This window comes from Paraburkholderia caribensis (assembly GCF_002902945.1).
GTDB lineage: Bacteria > Pseudomonadota > Gammaproteobacteria > Burkholderiales > Burkholderiaceae > Paraburkholderia > Paraburkholderia caribensis.
The window spans coordinates 1451135-1474326 of sequence record NZ_CP026103.1; the positions used below are offsets into that span (position 1 = coordinate 1451135).

Below are 23192 nucleotides of genomic sequence, written 5' to 3' on the forward strand. Positions count from 1 at the left end.
TCATTCCTGTTGGTTCACTTGAGAGGCGAAGCGTGCGCGTCGCCATGAAGCGAATCGCGCGCGACTGTGTCTTCCGGCTGAAGATCTTCGAGGCGCTGTCCCGTCGGCTCGACGCCCAGCCAGGCAACCACGACGATCTGCACGGCGAGCAGGCCGATCATCAGGGCAAGCACGCCGACAATGCCGTGCTGCGCGAACAGCGCCACCACGATGAAAGGCGTCACGATGGTTGCGCCACGCCCCAGCGTGTTGCACACACCCGACGCGCGCAGCCGTACTTCAGTCGGAAAGAGTTCGGGCACATACACGGCGAACAGCAGCGCGACCAGCACGTAAATGGGAATGGTCAACAGCAGTCCGACGATGGGCAAAATCACCGGGCTCGTGATGAACGGGTACATCGCGCCGAACAGGATCGCCGCGAACGACGAGCCGATGATGGTCGGCTTGCGTCCCCACGCATCGGCCGTGAGCGCGCCGATTGCGGAGCCGATCGGCGCGCCGAGCGACATCACGAGCGCAAAGCCGAACGACTTCGCGATACTGAAGCCCTGATGCACGAAGAACGTCGGCAGCCAGGTCACGAAACCGTACAACAGCGTGTTGATGACCACCAGCGTCACGCAACCGACGATCATCCTCTGCAGCATCGCGCCGCTGAACAGCGAACGGAACGTGAGCGCCTGCGGCACGGCCGCGCCCGCTTTCATCGAAACGGGAGCGGGCAGCGGCTCGCCACCCCGCGCAACCGTCACTTCGGCTTCAATGCGACGCAGGATCGCGTCGGCTTCGTCGTGCCGTCCAACGGAATCGAGCCAGCGCGGCGACTCAGGCAAGGCCTTGCGCGCATACCAGACACCGAGCGCGCCAAGTCCGCCGAGCACGAACATCGCGCGCCAGCCGAACGATGGAATCAGCAGCAATCCGATCAGCCCGGCAACGGGCAATCCCGACACCACGAAAACGGCCATCAGGCCCTGCAGCCTGCCGCGCTTTTGCGGCGGCACGAATTCCGTCAGCGTCGAATAACCGACCACGTTTTCCGCCCCGAGGCCGAGCCCCATGACGAAGCGGCACGCAATCAGCACGCTCATGTTCGGCGCGAGCGCCGCACCGAGCGACGCCAGACCGAATACGGCGAGGTTCGCCTGATAGGTGAACCTGCGCCCGAAGCGATCCCCGAGAAAGCCGGTGCCAAGCGAGCCGAGCATCATGCCGAGAAAAGTCAACGACACGAACAGCGCGTTCTGTCCGAGCGTGGAGAAGCCGCTTTTGAGCGTCGCGCCGAGCACCGTCGACGCGACGTAAATATCGAACCCATCGAAAAACATCCCAATGCCGATCAACCACATGATGCGCCGGTGAAATCCCGACATCGGCAAGCGGTCGAGCCTCGGCCCTGCGTTGACGTTCATGTCTGTCTCCTGTCGACGTGTCAAGGTCGCGCGACGTCCTCGTCCGATGACGCCCGCGCCGCAGCACGTCGTGTTGTATTGCGTGAGAGATGCACTACCGTGTTCAGCGGCCCTGCATCAGCCGCAGCGCATTGACGGTCAACATATCGGTTGCGTTGCGGAAGTTGTGTTCGACGCTGCTTTCCTGCGCCGCGAGGAAAAACGCCTTGCATTGCCTTGCACCCGCTTCGTCCAGCGAGAGAACGCGTTCGGCTAGCGCGTCCGCTTCGGCATGCAGGCTCGCTGGCTCGCACACGCGCGTGATCAGCCCCGCCTGCATGGCAAGTTCGGGTGTGATGGCATCGCCGAACAGCACCATCGGAAACACCGTCTTGGGCAACGCGTAGCGGCCGAGATAGGCCATGATCGCAGCGGGCGGCAAGCCGGCGCGCATCTCCGGAAAGCCGAGCCGCGCCGACGACGCGACCAGCGTGAAGTCGCACAGGATGGCCAGCCCAAAACCGAAGCCGAACGCGTCGCCGTGCACCTGCGCAAGCGAAATCAGCGAGGTATTGCGCAACAGCCGCTTCAACTCGATCAGCCGCGCGACTTCGGCGCGTATCGACACGGCATCCCGCCCCGCCCGCTCGCGGCCCGTGCAGAACACGTCGCCATTCGCGCGCAGGCGCAGCACGCGCGCCCTCGGCTCGACGGCCTCGCTGCGCAACGCAGCCGACATCGCGTCGAACATCGCGCCCGATACTTCATTGCCAGCGTCCGGGCGGTTCAATGTGAAGGTGAGCGTGTCGCCCGTCTGCTCGATCAGAACGGGGGCCTGCAATGGACTGCGATCCATGTCGTCTCCTGATGTATAATCTGTATACAGCGTATTCACAGAACTTCGAGGTGTCAATGCCTGCCGCAAAAACTGCATCTAAAAAGGCGCCTGTCCGCCATACGCCCACGCTGGAGTCGATCGCCACGCGGTATCACGCGCGGCTGCGCACGCTGGATACCACGGGCGATTCGTTGAGCGACGGCGTGGTCGTGCCCGCGTTGCGCGAGGCTATCGTGGAGGGGGTGCTGGCGCCGGGCAGCCGGCTGTCCGAAGTGCAGGTCGCGAAGCAACTGAACGTCAGCCGCACGCCAATGCGCGAAGCGTTCGCGCAACTGGAGCGCGAAGGGCTGGTGACGATCCTGCCGCGTGTGGGCGCTTATGTGCGTGCCGTGTCGCTGCGCGATGTCGAAGAGATCTATACGGTGCGCGCCGCACTCGAATGTCTCGCGGTGCAGCTGGCGTCGGAGCGCATCACGGCGCTCGGCGCGGCGCAACTGGACGACGTGATCAGCGCAATGCAGGCGAGCGTCGAAGCGGACGACCCGGCGAGCTATGTCGACGCACTGGATCGCTTCTATACGATCGTGATGACGATCGCCGACAACCGCACGCTGCAACAGAACCATGCCGCACTGATCGGGCCTGTGCGCCGCTTGCGGCGTATCGCGATGTCACGCGGTGGACGGATGCGCGCATCGTATGAGCAGGCGGTACGGATTCGCGATGCGATCGTCAACCAGACGGCGGACGTTCAGGACCTGATGCGCGAGCAATTGCAAGGCGCATGCGCCGCCGCGCTCGATGTGTTGAAGAGCGCCTAGGCGTGTACGCCCGTGTACTCGCTGACCTTGTCGAGGTCGGCCAGATGCTCGCGTGGAATTTCATCGCCGATGCGCCCGCGCCGGATCACCAGCACCCGTTGCGAGACGGCGGCGATGAAGTCCAGGTTCTGCTCGACTAGCACGATCGTCAGGCCGCGCTTTTCCCGCAACGACACGAGCGTCTCGGCGATTTCCTCGATGATCGAAGGCTGGATGCCTTCCGTTGGCTCATCGAGCAGCAACATCGACGGCTCACCCGCCAGCGCGCGCGCCAGGGCGAGCAGTTGCTGTTCGCCACCCGAGAGCGCCCCGCCTGGCCGGTCCAGCAAAGGCCGAAGGCGCGGAAAATCCTCGAGCAGCGCGTCGATCGCGCCTTCGGGCTTACGCCCCGTCTTCACGAGGCCGAGCCGCAAGTTGTCGTAGGCAGACAGCGCCGGGAAAATCTCGCGCCCCTGAGGGACATACGCCATGCCGCGTTTCGCGCGCGCGTGCGGCGCAAGTGCCGTCACGTCGTCGTGATTGAAGCGGATGGTGCCCGCCGTCGCGGGCAGCGCGCCAATCAGCGTGCGCAGCAAGGTCGTCTTGCCCATGCCGTTGTGCCCAAGAATGCCGATAGCCTCGCCGCTCCTGACGGACAGTGTCACGCCGTAGAGCACGGGAATGGCGCCATAGCCCGCACACAAGCCGTTTGCTTCAAGCATCGCGCCTCCCGTCAGTGCGGCTTCTTGCCCAGATAGATTTGCTGGATGAACGGATCGCTCATGATGCGCTCGGGCGTGTCCTCGCGAATGATCGCGCCTTGATGCAGCACCGTGACCTTCCTGGCAATCCGCCGGATGAAGCTCATGTCGTGTTCCACCACGACGAGGGCATGGCGCCGGTTGATCTCGCGTATCAGCTCCGCCGTGCGCGCCACTTCCGCATCGCTCATGCCCGCAGCGGGTTCGTCGAGCAGAATCAGCGGCGGGTCGGCGGCGATCACGACAGCCAGCTCGACCCACTGACGCTCGCCGTGCGCCAGCAAGCCGGTGATCGCGTCGCGATGCGAGAGCATGCCGACGCGCTCCAGCACGTCGCGCGTCACGCGCTCGGTCTGCATGGGCGTATTCACGCGCCGTGCCGCCAGCCACACGTTGTCCCACACTGAAAGTCCGTTGAACAGGCTCGGCACCTGCGTCTTGATGCCGATGCCCAGACGCGCGGGCTCATGCGGTTGCATCGCGGTGATGTCCCTGCCGCGAAACAGGATCTCGCCCGACGTCGGCTTGACCTGTCCCGTGAGCAGTTTGAAGAATGTGCTCTTGCCCGCGCCGTTCGGCCCGATCACACAGCGCAACTCCGCCTCGGCGAGTGAGAAGTCGACGTCGCGGGTCGCGTGCACGCCGCCGAAACGGACATTGAGCTTGCGTGTTTCCAGCAGCGGCTGTGTCATGCGGCTTCCTCGCGCGAGGCGCTATGTGCGTCGTCCTGCGCGGCGTTGCGCGTGTCGCCCGATGTGCGGCGCGGGGGCCGGACGGCTGCGAACAATCTCATGCCCAGCTCACCGATACTCGGCACGATGCCCTTCGGCACCATCAGCACGAACACGACGAGAATCGCGCCGAGCACGAGGTTGGAGTTGATGGTTTGCTGCGTGCCGATCTGCGTCGTGAGCCACTGGATCGCCACGCATCCGATCACGGGTCCGACCAGCGTCCCAAGCCCGCCGACGATGACCCAGATGATGATCTGCGCGGATTGCGCGAGGCCGAACACCGTGGGACTCGTAAAGGCGCCCCAGTTCGCGAAGAGGCAGCCCGACAGCCCCGCAATGGCCGCACCCAGCACGAAGGTCAGGAGCTTGTAGACGCGCGAGTCGTAACCGAGCAGCAGCAGACGCTGTTCGTTCTCCTTGCTCGCGACGATCACCCGTCCTATCTTGAACGCGAGCAGCACGCGCAGCAGGAAATAGACGCCGAGCAACGCCCCCAGCGACAGTTCGAACAGTCCGCGTGGACCGATCACATCGTCGACATTGCCCGGCGTATTGAGCGGCGCGATGTTGGGAATACCGTTGAAGCCGCCGAGCGCCGCAGTGCCGATCTTCCATTCCGGCCCGGCTGTCGAGTTGACGAGGTTGAAGAGAATCAGCGTGACAGTGAGCGTGATCACGCCCATGTACACATCCGAAAGCCGCCCATAGAAGATCAGATAGCCGAGCACCGCCGCAAAGGCGGCGGGCAACACGATGGCGAGCACGAACGGCACGGTGCTGTCGCCCATATTGGTGACGGCGATCGCATACGTGTAAGCGCCGAGACCGAAGAACGCCGACTGGCCGAAGCACAGTATGCCGCCAAAGCCCCACACGAAGCCGAGGCTCAGCGCGAGTATCGCCATCACGGCGTAGACGGTGGCCTGCACGAGCGCGAAGTCATCGAGCACACGCGGCAGCACGATCAACATCACCATGCCGACGGCCAGCGCGAGTGCCGCGCTCTTCCACGACCGTGAGAAGCGCGAGAGCGCATCGGCGACGGGCATGGTGCGGTTCGCGTTGACAGGCGTCATCACAATGCCCCCTTGAAGAAGCGGCCGGTGATGCCGCGCGGCAGAAGCCGCAGCATCACGATGGCGCCGACCAGCAGCGCAACCTCGCCGAGCACGGGCGTCGACGCGAAGGTGGCGATCTGATTGATCGCGCCGAACAGCATCGACGAACTGACCAGTCCCGCCACGATCGCCGGGCCGCCGCCAATTACCGTGATAAACGCCTTGGCGATAAACGCGCCGCCCATGGTCGGCACGACACCCGTCATTGGTGCGAGCAACGCGCCCGCGAGTCCCGACAGCGCCGCGCCGATGGCGAAGGTGGCCGAGTACACGCGGCCGGGCGCGATGCCCAGCGCGTCGGCCATTTGCGGATTCTGCATCGTGCCGCGCGCGATCAGGCCGAGCGACGTATGCAGCAGCACCCACCGCAGCGCGACACCGAGCACCACCGCGACTGCGATGATGACGAGCGTATAACTGCTCACCGAGTATCCGCCGATCGTGAAGTTGCCCAGCGGCGCGGAAATGCCCGCCGTCGTATTGCCCGCAATCGAGGTGACGACACCGATCAGCAGCAGCGACAGTCCCCAAGTCGCCAGCATCGTGTCGATCATGCGGCCGTACAGCCGCCGGATGAAGACCCGTTCCAGCACGACGCCGATCAGTGCGACCACAAGCGGCGCGACGACGAGAATCGCCACCCACAGGTTCACGCCGAAGCGGATCGCTTCGATAGCCGCATACGCGCCCAGCATCATGAATTCGCCGTGCGCGAGATTGATCACCTTCATCATGCCGAAGATGACCGCGAGCCCCGATGAAATCACGACGAGACTCGCGATGGCATAGAGCACCTGAATCACAACGATCGCGGCAAGATCCATCGTAGCTCCTCTCCATGAAGGCGCAGCGTGCGCCTCAAAGCTTGATCACGTACTGCTGGTTGTCGCGCGGGTTCTTGATGAGATTGCACACCGCACTGGTATCCACGGGAGGCTGGTTCTGGAACGTCTGCACGATGTCGAGCTTGTGATTCTTCACCTGCGCGATGCTGACGTTGAGCACGCAGTGATGCGTCGCCGGATCGATCGACACCTTGCCGCTGGGCGCGTCGATGCTGATCCCGGATTCCAGCGCCTCGATCACCTTCATGCGGTCGAGCGTGCCCGCTTTCTTCACGCCCTGCGCCCAGAGGTTGAAGCCCTGATACGTACCCATCGCCAGCTCGGTGATGTTCGGGTAGTTCGCGCCGAAACGTTTGTGAAAACGGTCCTTGAACGCCCTGTTCACCGGGTTGTCGAGATTCTCGAAGTAGTTGTACGAGACCAGGAAACCATCGCACTCCTCGGGCGAGAGAACGATCTGCTCGTTGCCGCCCGCGAAAGTCGTCGATGCCAGCGGAATCTTCTTGTGCAGCCCCGCTGCCGCCCATTGCCGGTAGAACGACATATGCGAGCCGCCGACGAGCGCCGACACCAGCATGTCGGGCTTCGCCGCCTCGATCTTCGAGATGGTCGAGCCGAAATTGGTGACGTCGAGCGGAAAGAAGTCGATTGACTGTACCGATCCGCCGTTGTCCTGAACGAACTTCTTCACCCATTGCGAGGTGATCTGGCCGTAGTTGTAATCGGCGGCAACGACATAGACCTTCTTGCCCCACTGCTTCATCGCGTAAGGAATCAGCTTCGCGACAGTCTGGCCCGGCGTCACGCCCGTGCAGAAGGTGTTGCGGTCGCACACGCCGCCTTCGTACTGCGTGTTGTAGAAATAGAGCGTGCGATAACGGTCCAGCACGGGCCGCATGACTTCGCGCGAAGCCGACGTGATGCCGCCGTGCACGACCGCGACCTTGTCCTTCAACGCCGATTGCTGCGCGAACTGCGTATAGAGTTGCATGCTCGACTGCGGATCGTAATTCAGCAGCTTGATCTGCTTGCCGAGCAGGCCGCCCTGCGCGTTCCACTCCTCGACGGCAATGGTGAGACAGTCCGCCATCGGCTTGCCGTAGATATCGAGGCCGCCCGACAGGTCCGTGATGCCGCCGACAAGAATCTCGTCGGCCGCTTCGGCGATGAAGGGAAACGAGCCCGCCATGCCAGCGGCTACCGATGCCGCAGACGATTTCAGAAACGCACGTCGGTCCATAGAGGGGTTCCGGAAAGAGACGCGAGAAGGATCACAAGGGTCAGACTTTCATCCAGTCGATCGACTGTTCGAATGCGTAGGCGCCGCGATAAATGGTCGCTTCGTCCCAATGCTTGCCGATCAGCATCATGCCGACGGGCAGACCGTCGACCGTGCCGCACGGCACGCTCATCGCGGGATGTCCCGTGCAATCGAACGGGCAGGTGTTCGGCAACATTTCGAAAGCGCGCGTGACGATTTCCTCGACGCTCGCGCCCGGTTCGGGCAGAGGCGTCGCCGTGAGCGGCAGCGTCGGCATCAGGAGCAGATCGTAGTCGGCGAATGCGGCGTCGTAGGCGGCCGTGAGCTGGCGCGACAGGTTCTGCGCCTTTGCATAAAAGTGCCCGCGATAGTGGCGGATGAAGTACTCGCCGAGCACCATCGTGATCTTCAACGTCTCCGACAGTTCGTCCGCGCGCTCATGCCAGCCAGCGTGATAGTCCACCATGCCCGTCACGTACAGGCCCTTCCAGTTGAAGCCGTGACCGTTGTCCTTCATCATCTGCTGCGTGGCGCCCTCGGCGGCGATGGGCAGCCATATCGACGGGCCCACGCGATGCATCGGAATCGATACCTCGCTGACTTTTGCGCCCAGTTCCGCAAAATGGTCGGCGGCGGCGCGCACCTTCGCATCCGATTCCGCGAGCGATTGCGGCCATCCGAAACCCTCTTTCACGACGCCGATCCTCAGTCCGCGCACACCTTCCTTCATCAGGTCCGAATAGGGTTTGGCCGTCTGCCCCGCGTACTGGCGCGGATCGAGGCCATCGGGGCCGGCCAGCACTTCGAGCATCAACGCGTTATCCGTCACGTTGGCCGTCATCGGTCCCGTGTGGTCGATCGTCAGTTCGATCGGCATGACGCCCGTATAAGGAACCAGCCCATGCGTGGGCTTCATGCCGTAGATCCCGCAGTACGAGGCGGGCATGCGGATAGAGCCGCCCTGATCGCCGCCGATAGCGAGATCGACTTCGCCCGCGGCCACGAGCGCCGCGCTACCCGACGACGAACCGCCCGCCGAATAGCCCATCTTTCGCGGATTGTGCACGGGCGCCGGCGCGCTGGTATGCGAGCCGCCCGAGAAGCAGAAGTACTCGCAGGTGGCCTTGCCGACAATCGTCGCGCCCGCATCGAGCAGACGCGTCACGATGGTTGCATCGACATCGGGCACATAGCCCTCGAGCGTCGAGGCGCCGTTCATCATCGGCACACCCGCAAGGCATACGTTGTCTTTCAGCGCGACGGTCTTGCCCGCCAGCTTGCCCGTGGGCGCGCCCTTCACTTCGCTCTTGACGTACCAGGCGCCATAGCGGTTCTCTTCGCCCGAAGGACGATACCCCGGTGTGCGCGCATAAGTGACGCGCGGGACGTAGTCGGGCATCGCGTCGATGACATCGTATGCGTCGAAATTCGGCTGCAACAATGTGTGATACGCAGCAAGCTGCGCCTCGGACAGATGGATGCCGAGACTGCTGGCGACTTCGTCAAGCTGTGCAGGCGTGGGACGTTTCACTGCCATGGCTTCCTCACTCGAACGGATTCGTGACGGATTGCGGCCTGCTGTCAGACTGTCATGCAGGCGTGTCGTAATGAACGGGACGAAACGCTCTGCACATGTCCCGATCTGCGAGCCATGGTATGGACACATATTTTCCGCGTCAACAATTTATTTTCCATGGAAAGTAAATTGGACAAAGCACGATGCGACACGACGCAAGGAGTGCTTATAGCGGCGAAAGCACTTCGAAATGATGGCCCGCGGCCCGCGCGAGATAGATGGGCACGCGGTTCACGCGGCCGCCCGCATAGGCTGAATCGCGGGCGCTTCGGAAAGAAAGCGGCGCGATGCCGAGTTGCGCGAGTCCTGCCTGCGCGGACAGCCGTCTGCGCCGGGCGTCGTCGAACAGCGCAGCGAGAAAATGAATGCCTTCGTAGGTGGATTGACCGAAGGTGTCGAGCGTCGGTGCACGCGCACCGTATCGCCCGCGATATCGTTCCTTGAACGCGAGGTTCGCATCCGTGCCCAATGAAGCGAAATAGCCCGAGGCCACATACAGCTCCGCCGTGTTGCGCGCCCCGATGCCGAGCAGTTCGTTTTCCCCGAGCGCGCACGAAAGCCGCACGACGCTGGTTGCGAGCCCGGCCTCGCCGAACGCGCGATTGAAGTCGATGGTGTCCTGGCCGATCAGCGACAGCAGCACGGCATCCGCTCGCCGCTTGCGGATCGCATCGAGCACCTCGCCATAGTCGCCTCCGCCGAACGGCAGATACATGTCGCCGACCACCTCGGCCCCCGCATCGAGCACGTAACGTCGCGCGAGCCGATGCGTCGCGTGAGGCCATACATAGTCATTGCCGACGAAGAACCAACGCTTCGGGCGGCGCTGCGTGCTGATCCAGTGAATGGCCGGCTGGAGCTGGCGCCGCGTGGTTTCGCCTATCGCGAACACGCCGGGCGTACGCTCGCCGCCTTCGTAGAGCGGCGTATAGACGAACGGTATCTGTCCGCCTACGGCTTTGAGCAGATCGAGGCGCACTGCGCTCGTATGCATGCCGACGAGCGCATCGATTGTGCCGTCGCCGACGAGATCGCTCAACGCGCAGTCGAGCTCGCGCGCGTCGTCACCCGCATTGATGGTCAAAAGCCGGCAGGGGCGGCCCGCGATGCCCGCCGACGCATTCAGTTCATCGACGGCAAGTTGCGCCGAAGCGAGCGCGCACGGCCCCCAAAGCCCGGCCGCGCCGCCTAGCGGCACGCACAACGCAATGGTCATCTCCTGCCCGGGACGGCAGGCACGGGAACGCGGCTTCATCAGACGGTCGACGCGGCGGGTTCGAACGATTCAGCATGCACCAACGAATGGCGTGCGCGCACCATCGCGGGCACGCGCCAGAGGACACTTGCACCGATACTTTCCGCAGAAAGTTTATTTGCGTAAGATTCAGCTATTCGTCTTTCACAAAGCATCTACCATGCCGGACACCGACCTCTCCTCCTACCTTGCCTGGCTCATCGCATCCGCGCATCGGCAGATGAAGCTCAGTCTCGCCCAGCTGACCGCCGAAGAAGGCGTGAACGAAGAGCACTGGCGCATCCTGCACGCCGTGTCCGACGAGGCGGGACACTCGATGAGCGAACTCGCCGCTCAGGTTCTGCTCAACCTTCCCGCGCTGACCAAGAACGTCGACAAGCTCGTGAGCCGCGGCCTGGTGCAGCGGTCGGCGGACGACTACGACAGCCGCAAGGTGCTGATCTTCATCACCGACCGGGGCATCAAGCTGCTCGCCCGCCTGCAACCGGGCGTGGACGCGCATCACGCCGCCATCGAAGAAGCGCTCGGCCCTCGTAACGCAAAGCAGTTGAAGCGTCTGCTCGAACGGTTTATCGAGGAGTCGGGGCCGCGTTGACGCGTGCCGCCCTCTTCAAAGTTGCACGCCGCGCGTGAGCGCGCCATCGACCACGAAGTTGGTGCCGCTCACGAAACTCGCCGCCGGGCTCGCGATAAACGCCACGGCATTCGCGATCTCCTGCGGCCTCGCCATGCGCCCGGTCGGATTCAATGCGAGCGCCCGCTCGAACAGCGCCGCATCGTTATGCTCGATCCAGTCCCACACGCCGCCTTCGAAATAGACGTTGCCGGGCGATACCGTGTTCGCCCGAATGCCTTTGGACGCGAGCTGATTCGCAAGTCCCTGCATGTAGTGAACGAGTGCCGCCTTGAATACGCCGTAAGGGCCGGCGGCGAAATCGATCTCGCGCCCCGATACACTCGATATCGCGACGATCGACGCCGCCTTGCTCGCTTCGAGCCAGGGCATGGCCGCATCCACGAGATTGACCGTGCCGAGCAGATCGGTCTCGAACTCCTTGCGCCACGATTCGAGATCGTTGCCGATAGCGAGCGCGCTGACGTTGGCCACCACGATATCGAGCCCGCCCCAGTCCTTCGCGACATGCCCGACCCAGGCCTTCAGCGCGTCGCCGTCCGCGACATCCACGGCAGCGCCCGACGCGCGTGCGCCGCCCAGCTCCGCCAGTGCGCCCGCAGTCGCCGTCACGGCCGCCTCGTCGCGTGCGCAGATGGCGACGTCGGCGCCTTCCTGCGCGAGCGTGCGCGCAATGGCAAGACCGATGCCCTTGGTCCCGCCCGTCACGATCGCCTTCAGTCCCTTCAGTTGCAAGTCCATGCTGGTTGCCTCTTGTTGAACCTACGGTTGAACTCAGTCTTCGCCTCGCCCATCCTCGGGCATCATCCCGCGCTTGATCTGCAGTACCTCGCCCGCCTGGATCACCGAGTGACAGATGTCGTCGATCGACACACGTTTCTCCATCGCCTGGGCGCGCAGCATGTCGTACGCTTCGTTCTCGTTGACGCCATGCATCGTCATCAGAATGCCCTTCGCTTCCTGCAGATGCCGGCTGTCGAGCAGCTTCTGCTCGAGTCTCGCGATGCGTTGCAAGTGCTGCCGCGAGCGGCGCGCATGATAGAGCGCCATGATCACGGTCGACAGCAGGCCCGAGGCGCGGATCGGCGTCGTGACGATGCCGTCCGATCCCATCTTGATGGCCTGATCGATGAAGGTCGGATTCTCATACGCGACCACGCAGATGACGGGCGGCGCATCCGGCCCGGACCATTCGTCCTTCGGCGCGCGCTCTTCGGGCAACAGCGCACGGAACACCAGATCCGTCCTGTCGGGCAACGTCTCCAGCGGCGGCCAGCATCGCTCGACCTGAAAGCCCATGCGCCGGAGATGGTTCGTGAGCGTCTGGCCGTCGTCATCGTCGGGATGGAACACGAGCACGCGCGGATGACGCTCCAGAATCGAACTGGTGAGGCTGCGTTGGTCTCTGCCCATGCGCGCGCTCACGTCAGTAGTCCCGTGTGCTCAACTTCGTCACCCAGTCCCCGAGCGTCTGGCGTGTCATATACGGGTCGGGGCCGACGGCGAACTTCGATTCGCGTAGCACGGTGAACTGGCCGTCTGCATTCGCGCGGCCGATGCGCGGATAGAGCGCCATGTGATGATTGACGGGATCGATCCGCACCCTGCCTTGCGGCGCCGCGAATTCCGAGCCGAGCAGATGCGGCATGATCTTGCCGATTTCGTCCGAACCGGCGCGCGTGCAGGCTTCGGCGAACATATGCATCTGATAGTAAGCGGCTTCCCAGTTCATGTCGGTCGGCGTATCGGCACCGAAGCGCGCCTGATGCTGCCGCACGGCGCGATGATTCTCGGCTGTATCGATGCTCTGAAAATAGGGCGCCGCCGTGAAGTGTCCCGCCGCAATGCCGCGCTCCATTGCGTGAATTTCGGTCTCGGACGTGTTGAGGCTGCCGATCGGCATCCGCGCGGGATCGAAACCCGCATGCGCGTAGGCCTCGTACAGATACGGCACGGTCGCGCCGATCACCGTGCAGAAGATCCAGTCGGGCGACTTGCGCGCGATATCCGCGACGACCTGCGCGAACTGCTCGCGGTCTGCTTCGAGGGGTAGATACCGCTCACCGAGTATGGCGCCTTCCGGGTGCTGAAGCAGCAGTTCCTGCATGGTCCGGTTGCATTCGTACGGATAGACGTAGCGAGAGCCCACGAAGTAGACGCGCGCGCCGAACGTCTGCGTCATGAAGTCGGCGAGCTGCACGCCGTTCTGATTCGGCGACGCGCCGCTGTAGATGATGTTGTCCGAGTATTCGAAGCCCTCGTATTGCTGCGAATAGATCAGCAGCCGGTTGTGCTTCTCGACGACGGGCAGCATTGCCTTGCGGCTCGTGGACGTATAACCGCCGAAGATCACGTTGACGCCGTCCTGCACGATCAGGCGCTCGGCCAGCTCGCGAAACACGGCGGGGTCGGAGCCCGGATCGTAGTGGATTGCAACGAGTTCGCGTCCGTCGATGCCGCCGCGCGCGTTGATCTCGTCCATCGCGAGGCACGCGCCGCGCCATTGCGACTGCTCCAGAAGCGCCGTCGAGCCGCTCGTGGAGCAAAGCAGACCAACTCTGATGGGATCGGACAATGCCATGTCGTGACGTGCTCTCCGTATGATGCGTGCGGGACGGCGCCCGCACGGCAGATCGTTTTACTTGAGGTAGTGCTTGGCGACCATCGCGCCGACCGTATATTTTGGATCGACAAAATTGCCGAGCCGCACCTTGCCGACCTGGCTCAGCATCATATACGCGTCCCACTTGTCGAAGCCGTACTCCGCCGCCATCCACAGCACGAGTTCGCGATACGCAATACGTGTCGCGTCTTCGAGCGGCCGCGCGCTGCCGATGCTCATCAGCGCGTCCTCGTTTTCGAGCCGGGGCCAGTCGATCTTCCACTTCTTGATGAGATCGACCCGTACGGTCGTCGTGCTCTGATACTCGACGGCTGTGCCGCACACTTCGCCGTCGCCCTGGCAAGCGTGCGCGTCGCCGATGAAGAGCCGCCCGCCGGGCGAGCGCACGGGCAGATAGGTAATGCTGCCCGGCCCCATGTCGGGCACGTCCATATTACCGCCGTGCGAATCGGGCGTGAGCGAATTGATCGAATCGAGTTCGGGCGACAGACTCAACGTGCCGATATGCGGCTTGTACGGCAGCGTGTTGCGCTTGCTCCAGTACACGTTCTCTTCGTCGATCTTGATCTTGCGCACCACCTCGGGCAAAGGCTCGTTAAGGAGCGCCGTGTAGTCGGTGCCCGTCAGTCCCCCGAAGTTCGGAATCATGCAGCAAAAGCCGTGCGGATCGTCGCCGCGCGGCGACATCTTTTCGATGTACACCGCGACCACATCGCCCTTCTCCGCGCCCTCGATCATGATGGGACCGTTCTGCGGATTGAGGAACGGCACCGTCAGCACCTGCGATGGCTTGTCCGTCTCGCTCTTGATCTTCCCTTCGAACGCGTCGCGCGTGTCCACCACCACGCGATCGCCGGGCTTCACGTGCAGTACCGGCTGCGAATACGGCCCAATGGTGTAGTGGAAGGTCTTCTGCAGTTCCTCGGTCAGATGATGTTCCACCGGTTCGCGATCGGCGCCGACGCCGCGCTTCATCATGATCGATTCTTCTAGCCATTTCATGTTCTGCTCTCCGTCACAGTGCCAGATACTGGCGTATCAGTTGCTCGTCCCCGAGTTGCGCCGGGCTCAACGTGTCCACGATGCGGCCTTTGTCCATCACGCAGCAACGCGTCGCGATGCGCTCGACCATGCCCATATCCTGCTCCACCAGCACCACGCCGATGCCCGTCTCGCGCGCGATGGTCAGCAGCGTCTCGCCGATCAGATCGACAATGGAAGGCTGGATGCCTTCCGATGGTTCGTCGAGCAGCAGCACCTGCGGCGAGCTGACCAGCGCGCGCGCGATGGCGAGCTGCTGTTGTTCCCCGCCGCTCATCGTGCCCGCCTTTTGCCGGTAGCGCGTCTTGAGCACGGGGAAGTAGCCGACAACTTTCTCGCGCATCAGCGCTGCCTTGTCCGGGTTCGCCTGCGCGCCGACCTGAAGGTTCTCCGCGACCGTCAGTGCGCCGAAGATCTCGCGGCCCTGCGGTACATAGCCGATGCCTTTGCGTGCCCGCACGTAGGGCTTTTCATGACCGATGGGCGCGCCGTCGAGTACGATCTGGCCCGCGTCGAGCTTGACGAGCCCGATCAGCGTGCGCATCAGCGTGGTCTTGCCGACGCCGTTGCGCCCGATCAGCGCCAGCACTTCGCCGCGCCCGATGCCGAACGACACGCCGTTGAGCACGCGCCCGCCGCCATAGCCCGCTGCCACGTCCGCGACTTCGAGAAGCGCGCTCATGATTTCTTCCCCAGGTAGACTTCCGCGACGTCGTCGCGTGCGAGGATCTCTTCGAGTGGCCCGTCGGCGAGCAGCCTGCCGCCGTGCAGCACCGTCACGCGCGTCGCGATCTGCTTGACGAAGGTCATGTCGTGCTCGACTACCATCATCGTCAGGCCGGATGCGGATAGCCGCTTGATGAGTTCGCCCGTCGCATGTGTTTCCTCGATCGACATGCCCGCAACGGGCTCGTCGAGAAACAGCAGCTTCGGCCGCAGCGACACGGCCATTGCGATTTCGAGCCACTGCTTCTTGCCATGCGACAGATTGCGCGCAAGCACATGCTCTTCCTGTTCCAGCAAGAAGCGCTGCAAGAGTTCTTCGATACTTCCAGGCCGGTCGTCCTTCGCGCGATGCAACGAGAGTTGCAGATGCTGACGCACGCTCAGATCCGGAAAGACGCCGGGTATCTGAAACTTGATGCTCATCCCCATGCGGATGCGCTCGTGCGGCAGCACGTGGCTCATGTCCTGCCCGAGAAAATGCACGCTGCCCTCAGACGGTCTATGTTCCCCCGTGATGAGCTTGAAGAACGTGCTCTTGCCTGCGCCGTTCGGTCCGATCACACAGCGGATCTCGCCCGCGTCGATCTGAAAGTCGATACCGTTGATCACCTGCACACCGCCGAAGTGCTTCTTGAGCGCGCGTGTTTCGAGCAGCACGGTCACGATTTGCCCTCCTCTTGCTTGAGCGGTTCGTCGAAACACGGACGGTTGCGGCCGTTGCCAAGGCCTCGCTCACGCTCGAAGCGCCGCAACTGCCTTGCTACGAACGGCAGCAGGCCTTCGGGCGCGGCCAGCACGACCACCAGCAGGATCGCGCCCATCAGGATCAGCGCGTACTGGCTGCCATATACCGCGAGATTCTGCGAAAGCCACACGAGCAATGCCGTGCCGACGATCGCGCCGCCGATGCTCTTCCGGCCCGACGTGGCGACCCAGATCACGGGCATGGCCGCAGCCGTGAGGCCCATTGTCGACGGCGTGATGTACGAGCCCCAGATCGTGTACAGCGCACCCGACAATCCGCCCAGTGTGCCGCCGAGCACAAAGACCAGCAATTGATGAAGACGGATATCGACGCCCAGCATTTCCGCGCGCTGCGGGTTCTCGCGGATCGCAATCAGCGTGAGTCCGAAAGGTCCGTCGAGCAGCTTGCGCATGAACGCGTAGACGGCGATCAGCAGGATCAGCACCAGATAGTAGAAGCTCGTGTTCTCCAGCGTGAGCGGCCCGCCGGGCCACGGAATCGTCAGCGGCGGCATGCCGCCCATGCCGTTGTAGCCGTTCAGGCGCGCCTCGCCGATCGCCCATTGCGGCCCCGCCGTCTGCGCCATGAAGGTCTCGAGCACAAGCGTCACCGATAAGGTCACGATGCCGATGAACACGCCCTTGATGCGCCCGAAGAAAATCATGTAGCCGATCAGCGCCGCCACGACGACGCTCACCGCGATGCCCGCGCCGAGGCCGAGCCACGCATCGAACCATGTGTCGCCGAAGTTCAGCGTGAAGATGCCGTAGCTATAGCCGGCCAGCCCGAAGAACGCGGTCTGCCCGAACGACAGGATGCCGCCGTAGCCCCACATCGCGGCAAGCCCGACCGCGCTGAACGCCCACAGCAGACAGTAGGCGAGATTGCCGCTCGTGTTGGCGTCCACGACGAGCGGCAGACACAGCGCCACGAGCCATGGCACGTAACGCAGCGCCCGCGGTGCCGGGCCTGAGGCAGCCAGTTGCGCTTGCTTCACCGATTGCTTCCCCGACTGCTTCACGACTCCTCCCGGCGCAAGCGCATGAACAGGTTGCCGAGCCCTTGCGGCATCAACCGGATCACCACGATCACCGTGACGAGCAGGCCGATCTGCCCGAACAGCTGACCGTAGGACGCGGTGAGCGCGGTCTGGATGATCGCCAGCACGCCCGCCGCCGGCGTCGTGCCCGCAATCACATTCGCGCCTCCGACCACCACCGAGACGAACGCCTGCACGATGAAGTTGCTGCCCATCGTCGGCACGGCCGTCATGGTGGGTGCGTAGAGCGCGCCCGTGAGTCCGGCGAGTCCCGCGCCCAGCGCGAAGGTCAGTGTGTAGAGACGATCCGTGCGCAGGCCGAGGCATTGCGCGATGCTGGCGTTCTGGATCGTCGCGCGCGCACAGACGCCGTAGTTGGTCTTGAAGAACAGTAGATAAAGCGCGAACAGAATGCAAAGCGCGATCAACGGCAGCACCGCGCGATACGTCGAGAACGAATACTCGCCGAGCGAGAACGCGCCGAACGGCGTGCCGATACCTTCGAGCGAAGGACCGGCGACGAGCAGCATGGTCTGCTGCACGATCAGGCTGATGGCCCACGTCGCCACGACGGAATCGAACAGGCGGTCATAAAGATGACGAATCACGAGCCGCTCGATCACGACGCCCGCCATGGCCGCCGACAGCGCGCCGAGCAGCATCGCGAGCGGCAGCGGCATGCCGTGCTTGGCCGAGATGATGGTGACATACGCGCCGCACATGATGAACTCGCCATGCGCGAGATTGATGACGCCCATCATGCCGAAGATCACCGCAAGCCCGAGCGCGGCCAGCACCAGATACGCAAAGCTGTCGCCGAACTGATAGATCAGCGAATAGAGCACCGACAAGGTGGCCATGATTGCTCCACTTTCAGAGAACGGGCGCGCGCTTCATTGCATCCGGGCGCGCCCGTTCGGGTCACGACTTCTTCGGCAGATTCGACGGCGTGTATTGACGGTGATCCGGCTTGTTCGGCAGATCGCAGCCCACCTTGCCGAGCCAGTACGGCTGCACGTCGTCCCAGACCTTCGGGATATCGACGGAATGGTCGTCCTTCACATGCACGAGAAAGATCGTATGGCTCGCATGATGGCTCTTCGGGTCGATGCACACCTTGCCCTGCGCGCCTTCCGTACAGATGCCGCCGCTCTCCAGCGCCTTGCGCACGGCATCCTGATTGGTGGACTTCGCTTTTTCGGCGGCGGCCTTGTAGAGGTAGATCGCGTCGTAAGCGTTGGCGGCTTCCTGATTGATGTACGGCTCATTCGGGAACTTCGCGTGGAAGCGTTTCTTGAAGTCGTTGCTGGCAGGCGTGTCGACTTCCTCGACATAGTTCGCGGTCACGTACATGTCCTTCAATGCAGGCGGTTTGAAGCGCTTGTGCTCATACGCCTGACCGACGTTCACCGAACTCGCCATCGGCAGATTCAGATGCGCCGAAGCCTGCTGCTCGTAGTACGACGCCTGATTCGCGCCGACCAGCAAGGTCACGACAAAATCGGGCTTGGCCTTCTGGATGTTCTGGATGGTCTGACCGAACTGCGATACCGACAGCGGGATGAACTCCTCGCCCACCATCGTGCCGCCGTTCTCCTTCACGATGTTGCGCACCCATTCGGCGGAGATCTGCCCGAAGTTGTAATCGGCGGCGATCGTGTACACCTTCTTGCCGAACTTCTGCATCATCCACGGAATCAGCGTCGAGAACTGCTGCTCGGGCACGGCACCCGTCACGAAGGTATTGGTGTCGCACACACCGCCCTCGTACTGGTTGTCGTACCAGTAGAGTTGATGCGCGCGATCCATGATGGGACGAATCGCTTCGCGCGAGGCGCTGGAGAACGCGCCGAAGATCACGTCCGGCTTGTCGGTCTGCACGAGGCGCCGCGCGAGTTCCTGAAACTTGGTGTTGTCCGATTGCGTGTCGTACGCGATGAGCTGGATCGGGCGGCCTAGAATGCCGCCCTTCGCGTTGATTTCGTCGACGGCAAGCTGCGTGGCGTGAATCTTCGGGATGGTCGCGAGCGCGAAGTTGCCCGACGCGTCTTCGAGCAGGCCGACCTTCACGGGTTCGGCGGCATCCGTGACATTCGCGACAAGCGACGTGACTGCAAGTCCTGCAATGAAGGCCAGACGCATCCAGCCGGACGGCTTAAGCAACATGCGGATTCTCCAGAAATGGGCTCGAACTCCCAAAAATGCGAACAAAAAAAAGCCCCCTGACGAACACACGGTTCGTCAGGGGGCTTCTGTGCCGGATCCTCGGGCGGACATCTTTGTCGGGCCGCGAGGAATGGATGCAGTCTAAAGCGCCGAATTTTGCGTTGTCAACGCTGATCAAAAATCCTTCAGCCGTCCGCGCGTTCGCGAAAACGCAGCATTACAGCCGCTCGATCAGCCGCGCGTCGCCATGCTCGCAGTACGCGTGACACGCAGTGCGTGCAGCATTCGCCGCGCCGTGCACGAACAGCGGCGCATCCGAGCGGCGCGACATCGACACGACGATCGAAGGCGGCGAAGGTTGCAAAGGCAACTCAACCACTTCGCCGCGCGCGATCAGTTCGTCGACGAAAAGCCGCGGAATAGCCGCGACGCCAAAGCCGTCGCGCACCAGTTGCACGATCACTGAAATGGACGGCGAGCCGGTGATGCGCGTGTCGGCAAGCGGCACGCCATTCGCGAGCGCGAGCTTGCTGACGATGTCTTCGAGCGCGCGATGCGGCGCGGTCCCACGGCCGAACGTCAGGATGGGATGCCGCAACACGCGTTTTGCGAGCCCGCTGCGGGACAACGGCAACAGACCCGCGCGCGCGATCCAGTGAACGGGATAGTTGGCGAGCGCGTCGCACACCACCGATTCCTCATCGCTGCCCTCCACGCGAATGATCAGATCGAGTTCACCCGCCATCAAACGGCGCTGCAGGACCACGCTCACATCCACCGCGAGATCCACTTCGAGTTGCGGATAGTCGGTGGCGAGCATGCGCATGTAGTCGGCGAGCCAGCTGTGCACGACCGTCTCGATCACGCCCAGGCGCAGCTTGCCGCGCATCGCGCCTTCGTTGGACGCGGCCGCCTGCAACTGACGCGTCGCCTCGACCACGGCTTTCGCGTAGCCGAGCAGGTAATCGCCATTCGGCGTCAGGCGGAACTCGCGGCTGTCGCGATCGACCAGCACGGTCTGCAATTCATCTTCGAGCGCCTTCAGACGCTGGGAAATCGCAGCGGGCGTGGCATGCAGCGCCGTTGCTGTCGTGCGAAAGCTGCGCAATTTCGCCAGCGTGACGAAGGTTTCGAGAAAGCGAGTATTCATGGCGCGAAGCGCTTCAAAAAAAACGACGTGACTCGGGAAAACCCGCAGATTCGTTAAGAAATTCTATTCGTGGACAGCAAAGAAAACTAGTTGGCGTCAAATTTTCTTCTTTTCTATGCTTTGCCTGACGGTACGCAATTCGAGGTGTGACGCGCGCCGCCAACCGAAAACATCAGAAGCCCGCCCGACCATGACTCCATCCGAATTCCGCCAGGCCGTTCGTCACGGCGACTTTCGCGGCCCGACCGCCGGACATTGCGGCGAGTACGCGCAAGCCAATCTCGCGATACTGCCCGCCGCCCATGCGCATGATTTCCTGCGCTTCTGCCATGCGAATCCGAAACCGTGCCCGCTGCTGGGCGTCGGTGAACCGGGCGATTTCCGCGTACCCATGCTGGGCCGCGATATCGACATCCGTACGGACGTACCGGCCTACAACGTCTATCGCGACGGCGCACTGAGCGAGCGCGTCGACTCCATTGAAGCGCTGTGGCAGGACGATTTCGTCGTGTTTGCGATCGGCTGCTCGTTTTCGTTCGAGCACATGCTTGCGCTCGAAGGCATCGGGCTGCGCCACGTCGAAGAGGGACGCAACGTGCCGATGTATCGCACACATATTCCCAACCGGCGCGCGGGCGTGTTCGGCGGCGAACTCGTGGTGTCGATGCGTCCGATGCGCGGCGCCGATGCGATTCGCGCGGTGCAGATCACGAGCCGCTTTCCCGGCGTGCACGGCGCGCCCGTCCATATCGGCGACCCTGCCGAGCTCGGCATCGCCGATCTCGCGCGCCCCGACTTCGGCGACGCCGTGACGATCCGTGCGGGCGAACTGCCCGTCTACTGGGCGTGCGGCGTGACCCCGCAGACCGCGCTGATGGCGGCGAAGCTGCCTCTCGCGATTGCCCATGCACCGGGCCACATGCTGATGACGGATATCACGAACGCGTCGCTAGCCGTGTTCTGACCAACGCGGCGCGTTGCGCCGCATCGCTGGGCATCCCATTCGTTGAACGAGATCTGGCCGCGCCGACCAGAGGGGCTGACTCAATCCTTTGAATCGTTTTCAGGCATGCGGGCGGCGCCAGACATGCCCCACTCGTCGATCGACAGGAGCAACTGATGGACAGCAAGACACTCACGGCAATCGCAGACGAGCCCAGCGAAGCGGCCAGCGAAAGCCGGCTTTCCTGGTACGCAGAAGCCGGTCCGCGCGCGCGACGCGCGTTCTGGAGCTGCAAGGTCGGCTACATGCTCGACGGCATGGACACGCAGATGCTCTCGTTCGTGATCCCGACGCTCGTCGCGACGTGGGGCATCACGCTCGCGGATGCCGGGTTCATCGGCACGTTGACGCTGCTTTCGTCGGCGTTGGGCGGCTGGATCGCGGGCATACTTTCCGACCGCATTGGCCGCGTGCGCACACTGCAACTGACCGTGTTGTGGTTCGCCGTCTTCACAGGGCTGTGCGGACTTGCGCAGAACTACGGTCAGTTGCTCGCCGCCCGCGCATTGATGGGCTTTGGCTTCGGCGGTGAATGGACCGCGGGCGCCGTGCTGATCGGCGAGGTGATTCGCGCACGCGACCGCGGTAAGGCCGTGGGCCTCGTGCAGTCCGGCTGGGCGCTCGGCTGGGGCATGGCCGCCCTGCTCTACGCCGTGCTCTTTTCGGCGATGGCCCCGGAACTCGCGTGGCGTGCGCTGTTCCTGATCGGCCTCGTGCCCGCGTTTCTCGTGCTGGTGATCCGCCGCTATGTGAAGGAACCCGAAGTATTCGAGCAGGCGAAAGCAATACGGCGCGACGCCAACGATACGCCGCGCTTCACCGAAATCTTCGCGCCGAAGCTGCTGTCCACGACGCTGCGCGCCGCGCTGCTCACGACGGGCGCGCAAGGCGGCTACTACGCGATCACCACCTGGCTGCCCACCTTCCTCAAGACGGAACGCCATCTCACGGTGATGGGCACGGGCGGCTATCTGGCGATGATCATCGCTGGCTCTTATGTCGGCTACCTGTCGAGCGCGTGGCTCACGGACCGCATTGGCCGCAAGCCCAATTTCATTCTGTTCGCAGTCGGCTCGATGGCGATCGCGTTCGCCTACACGTCGCTGCCGCTCACGAATACGTCGATGCTGTGGCTCGGCTTCCCGCTTGGCTTTTTCGCCTCCGGCATTTTCTCGGGCATGGGCGCGTTTCTCACCGAACTCTTCCCCACTCGCGTGCGCGGTTCGGGACAGGGCTTCTGCTACAACGTCGGCCGCGCGATCGGCGCGCTGTTTCCCGTGCTGATCGGCTCACTGTCGAAAGAGTTCGGTCTTGGCACGAGCATCGGCATTTTTGCAGTAGCCGCCTATGGCGTGCTGATCGTCGCCGCCCTCACGCTGCCCGAAACACGCGGACGCGAACTCGAATCCGCATGAACCCGGCGCGCACGATTGCGCGCCCCTTCGATCAACCGTCCCTGCATGTCGCTCTCATCTTTCATCGC

At 63.3% G+C, this 23192-nt stretch carries 23 protein-coding genes; 4 read left to right on the plus strand and 19 right to left on the minus strand.

Going from position 1 to position 23192, the window contains the following annotated elements; all coding sequences use genetic code 11:
- Nucleotides 1–14 precede the first annotated feature (14 nt).
- Both C2L66_RS36075 and C2L66_RS36080 read right to left on the minus strand, forming a co-directional pair.
- A complete protein-coding gene (locus C2L66_RS36075; protein ID WP_060608722.1) occupies nucleotides 15–1415 on the minus strand; it encodes an MFS transporter in 1401 nt (466 codons plus the stop codon).
- Nucleotides 1416–1518: 103 nt separating this feature from the next.
- Nucleotides 1519–2250: an enoyl-CoA hydratase/isomerase family protein gene (locus C2L66_RS36080; RefSeq protein WP_060608727.1), complete on the minus strand. Its 732-nt coding sequence runs from the start codon at nucleotides 2248–2250 to the stop codon at nucleotides 1519–1521.
- Nucleotides 2251–2306: 56 nt separating this feature from the next.
- On the opposite strand from C2L66_RS36080, the gene C2L66_RS36085 reads away from it, so the two are divergent.
- A complete protein-coding gene (locus C2L66_RS36085; RefSeq protein ID WP_054931026.1) occupies nucleotides 2307–3053 on the plus strand; it encodes a GntR family transcriptional regulator in 747 nt (248 codons plus the stop codon).
- Here C2L66_RS36085 and C2L66_RS36090 read toward each other — a convergent pair.
- The 7 genes from C2L66_RS36090 to C2L66_RS36120 form a co-directional block, all read right to left on the minus strand.
- Nucleotides 3050–3754, minus strand: a complete 705-nt coding sequence (locus C2L66_RS36090; RefSeq protein ID WP_060608729.1) for an ABC transporter ATP-binding protein — start codon at nucleotides 3752–3754, stop codon at nucleotides 3050–3052. The genes C2L66_RS36085 and C2L66_RS36090 overlap by 4 nt on opposite strands.
- 11 nt (nucleotides 3755–3765) lie before the next feature.
- Nucleotides 3766–4485, minus strand: coding sequence for an ABC transporter ATP-binding protein (locus C2L66_RS36095; RefSeq protein WP_054930929.1), 720 nt, complete (start codon nucleotides 4483–4485; stop codon nucleotides 3766–3768).
- Entirely contained in the window at nucleotides 4482–5603 is a 1122-nt protein-coding gene (locus C2L66_RS36100) for a branched-chain amino acid ABC transporter permease (RefSeq protein ID WP_060608732.1), read from the minus strand. Before C2L66_RS36100 ends, C2L66_RS36095 begins: the two co-directional genes overlap by 4 nt.
- Entirely contained in the window at nucleotides 5603–6469 is an 867-nt protein-coding gene (locus C2L66_RS36105; RefSeq protein ID WP_060608735.1) for a branched-chain amino acid ABC transporter permease, read from the minus strand. Before C2L66_RS36105 ends, C2L66_RS36100 begins: the two co-directional genes overlap by 1 nt.
- 34 nt (nucleotides 6470–6503) lie before the next feature.
- Nucleotides 6504–7730, minus strand: coding sequence for an urea ABC transporter substrate-binding protein (locus C2L66_RS36110; protein WP_060608738.1), 1227 nt, complete (start codon nucleotides 7728–7730; stop codon nucleotides 6504–6506).
- Between the two features lie 40 nt (nucleotides 7731–7770).
- Complete coding sequence (locus C2L66_RS36115) at nucleotides 7771–9288, minus strand: amidase (RefSeq protein WP_060608741.1); 1518 nt, start codon at nucleotides 9286–9288, stop codon at nucleotides 7771–7773.
- Nucleotides 9289–9493: 205 nt separating this feature from the next.
- The gene (locus C2L66_RS36120) at nucleotides 9494–10582 is read right to left on the minus strand and encodes a substrate-binding domain-containing protein (protein ID WP_233445059.1); all 1089 of its coding nucleotides are present in this window, start codon (nucleotides 10580–10582) and stop codon (nucleotides 9494–9496) included.
- 160 nt (nucleotides 10583–10742) lie between these two features.
- Here C2L66_RS36120 and C2L66_RS36125 point away from each other — a divergent pair, with 160 nt between their 5' ends.
- Nucleotides 10743–11177, plus strand: coding sequence for a MarR family winged helix-turn-helix transcriptional regulator (locus C2L66_RS36125; RefSeq protein ID WP_035993560.1), 435 nt, complete (start codon nucleotides 10743–10745; stop codon nucleotides 11175–11177).
- Between the two features lie 15 nt (nucleotides 11178–11192).
- On the opposite strand, the gene C2L66_RS36130 is transcribed toward C2L66_RS36125, so the two are convergent.
- From C2L66_RS36130 to C2L66_RS36175, 10 genes are all read right to left on the minus strand, one after another.
- The gene (locus C2L66_RS36130; RefSeq protein WP_054930932.1) at nucleotides 11193–11957 is read right to left on the minus strand and encodes an SDR family NAD(P)-dependent oxidoreductase; all 765 of its coding nucleotides are present in this window, start codon (nucleotides 11955–11957) and stop codon (nucleotides 11193–11195) included.
- A gap of 33 nt (nucleotides 11958–11990) precedes the next feature.
- Nucleotides 11991–12641 carry an ANTAR domain-containing response regulator gene (locus C2L66_RS36135; RefSeq protein ID WP_176053526.1) on the minus strand — a complete coding sequence of 217 codons (651 nt, stop codon included), beginning with the start codon at nucleotides 12639–12641 and terminating at the stop codon, nucleotides 11991–11993.
- Nucleotide 12642: 1 nt separating this feature from the next.
- Nucleotides 12643–13797 carry a transporter substrate-binding domain-containing protein gene (locus C2L66_RS36140; RefSeq protein ID WP_054930933.1) on the minus strand — a complete coding sequence of 385 codons (1155 nt, stop codon included), beginning with the start codon at nucleotides 13795–13797 and terminating at the stop codon, nucleotides 12643–12645.
- A 57-nt stretch (nucleotides 13798–13854) separates the two neighbouring features.
- Nucleotides 13855–14841 carry an acetamidase/formamidase family protein gene (locus tag C2L66_RS36145; RefSeq protein WP_054930934.1) on the minus strand — a complete coding sequence of 329 codons (987 nt, stop codon included), beginning with the start codon at nucleotides 14839–14841 and terminating at the stop codon, nucleotides 13855–13857.
- A 13-nt stretch (nucleotides 14842–14854) separates the two neighbouring features.
- Nucleotides 14855–15562, minus strand: coding sequence for an ABC transporter ATP-binding protein (locus C2L66_RS36150; RefSeq protein ID WP_035993549.1), 708 nt, complete (start codon nucleotides 15560–15562; stop codon nucleotides 14855–14857).
- A complete protein-coding gene (locus C2L66_RS36155) occupies nucleotides 15559–16269 on the minus strand; it encodes an ABC transporter ATP-binding protein (RefSeq protein WP_054930935.1) in 711 nt (236 codons plus the stop codon). Before C2L66_RS36155 ends, C2L66_RS36150 begins: the two co-directional genes overlap by 4 nt.
- Nucleotides 16266–17348 carry an ABC transporter permease subunit gene (locus tag C2L66_RS36160; protein WP_176056932.1) on the minus strand — a complete coding sequence of 361 codons (1083 nt, stop codon included), beginning with the start codon at nucleotides 17346–17348 and terminating at the stop codon, nucleotides 16266–16268. Before C2L66_RS36160 ends, C2L66_RS36155 begins: the two co-directional genes overlap by 4 nt.
- 20 nt (nucleotides 17349–17368) lie before the next feature.
- The gene (locus C2L66_RS36165) at nucleotides 17369–18250 is read right to left on the minus strand and encodes an ABC transporter permease subunit (RefSeq protein ID WP_054930936.1); all 882 of its coding nucleotides are present in this window, start codon (nucleotides 18248–18250) and stop codon (nucleotides 17369–17371) included.
- A 61-nt stretch (nucleotides 18251–18311) separates the two neighbouring features.
- Complete coding sequence (locus C2L66_RS36170) at nucleotides 18312–19556, minus strand: urea ABC transporter substrate-binding protein (RefSeq protein WP_035993542.1); 1245 nt, start codon at nucleotides 19554–19556, stop codon at nucleotides 18312–18314.
- Nucleotides 19557–19773: 217 nt separating this feature from the next.
- Nucleotides 19774–20706, minus strand: a complete 933-nt coding sequence (locus tag C2L66_RS36175; RefSeq protein WP_007577479.1) for a LysR family transcriptional regulator — start codon at nucleotides 20704–20706, stop codon at nucleotides 19774–19776.
- A gap of 115 nt (nucleotides 20707–20821) precedes the next feature.
- Here C2L66_RS36175 and C2L66_RS36180 point away from each other — a divergent pair, with 115 nt between their 5' ends.
- A complete protein-coding gene (locus C2L66_RS36180; protein ID WP_409372650.1) occupies nucleotides 20822–21670 on the plus strand; it encodes a putative hydro-lyase in 849 nt (282 codons plus the stop codon).
- 155 nt (nucleotides 21671–21825) lie between these two features.
- A complete protein-coding gene (locus C2L66_RS36185) occupies nucleotides 21826–23124 on the plus strand; it encodes an MFS transporter (protein ID WP_054930939.1) in 1299 nt (432 codons plus the stop codon).
- The last annotated feature ends 68 nt before the right edge of the window (nucleotides 23125–23192 follow it).

What these genes read in the sequence shown, in the direction of transcription:
- C2L66_RS36165 (WP_054930936.1), bottom strand. Translation starts at nt 18,250, where the DNA reads ATGGCCACCTTGTCGGTGCTCTATTCGCTGATCTATCAGTTCGGCGAC.
- C2L66_RS36095 (WP_054930929.1), bottom strand. Translation starts at nt 4,485, where the DNA reads ATGACACAGCCGCTGCTGGAAACACGCAAGCTCAATGTCCGTTTCGGC.
- C2L66_RS36150 (WP_035993549.1), bottom strand. Translation starts at nt 15,562, where the DNA reads ATGAGCGCGCTTCTCGAAGTCGCGGACGTGGCAGCGGGCTATGGCGGC.
- C2L66_RS36130 (WP_054930932.1), bottom strand. Translation starts at nt 11,957, where the DNA reads ATGGACTTGCAACTGAAGGGACTGAAGGCGATCGTGACGGGCGGGACC.
- C2L66_RS36075 (WP_060608722.1), bottom strand. Translation starts at nt 1,415, where the DNA reads ATGAACGTCAACGCAGGGCCGAGGCTCGACCGCTTGCCGATGTCGGGA.
- C2L66_RS36125 (WP_035993560.1), top strand. Translation starts at nt 10,743, where the DNA reads ATGCCGGACACCGACCTCTCCTCCTACCTTGCCTGGCTCATCGCATCC.
- C2L66_RS36115 (WP_060608741.1), bottom strand. Translation starts at nt 9,288, where the DNA reads ATGGCAGTGAAACGTCCCACGCCTGCACAGCTTGACGAAGTCGCCAGC.
- C2L66_RS36180 (WP_409372650.1), top strand. Translation starts at nt 20,822, where the DNA reads ATGCTTTGCCTGACGGTACGCAATTCGAGGTGTGACGCGCGCCGCCAA.
- C2L66_RS36105 (WP_060608735.1), bottom strand. Translation starts at nt 6,469, where the DNA reads ATGGATCTTGCCGCGATCGTTGTGATTCAGGTGCTCTATGCCATCGCG.
- C2L66_RS36120 (WP_233445059.1), bottom strand. Translation starts at nt 10,582, where the DNA reads ATGAAGCCGCGTTCCCGTGCCTGCCGTCCCGGGCAGGAGATGACCATT.
- C2L66_RS36185 (WP_054930939.1), top strand. Translation starts at nt 21,826, where the DNA reads ATGGACAGCAAGACACTCACGGCAATCGCAGACGAGCCCAGCGAAGCG.
- C2L66_RS36090 (WP_060608729.1), bottom strand. Translation starts at nt 3,754, where the DNA reads ATGCTTGAAGCAAACGGCTTGTGTGCGGGCTATGGCGCCATTCCCGTG.
- C2L66_RS36170 (WP_035993542.1), bottom strand. Translation starts at nt 19,556, where the DNA reads ATGTTGCTTAAGCCGTCCGGCTGGATGCGTCTGGCCTTCATTGCAGGA.
- C2L66_RS36140 (WP_054930933.1), bottom strand. Translation starts at nt 13,797, where the DNA reads ATGGCATTGTCCGATCCCATCAGAGTTGGTCTGCTTTGCTCCACGAGC.
- C2L66_RS36175 (WP_007577479.1), bottom strand. Translation starts at nt 20,706, where the DNA reads ATGAATACTCGCTTTCTCGAAACCTTCGTCACGCTGGCGAAATTGCGC.
- C2L66_RS36110 (WP_060608738.1), bottom strand. Translation starts at nt 7,730, where the DNA reads ATGGACCGACGTGCGTTTCTGAAATCGTCTGCGGCATCGGTAGCCGCT.
- C2L66_RS36085 (WP_054931026.1), top strand. Translation starts at nt 2,307, where the DNA reads ATGCCTGCCGCAAAAACTGCATCTAAAAAGGCGCCTGTCCGCCATACG.
- C2L66_RS36080 (WP_060608727.1), bottom strand. Translation starts at nt 2,250, where the DNA reads ATGGATCGCAGTCCATTGCAGGCCCCCGTTCTGATCGAGCAGACGGGC.
- C2L66_RS36100 (WP_060608732.1), bottom strand. Translation starts at nt 5,603, where the DNA reads ATGACGCCTGTCAACGCGAACCGCACCATGCCCGTCGCCGATGCGCTC.
- C2L66_RS36145 (WP_054930934.1), bottom strand. Translation starts at nt 14,841, where the DNA reads ATGAAATGGCTAGAAGAATCGATCATGATGAAGCGCGGCGTCGGCGCC.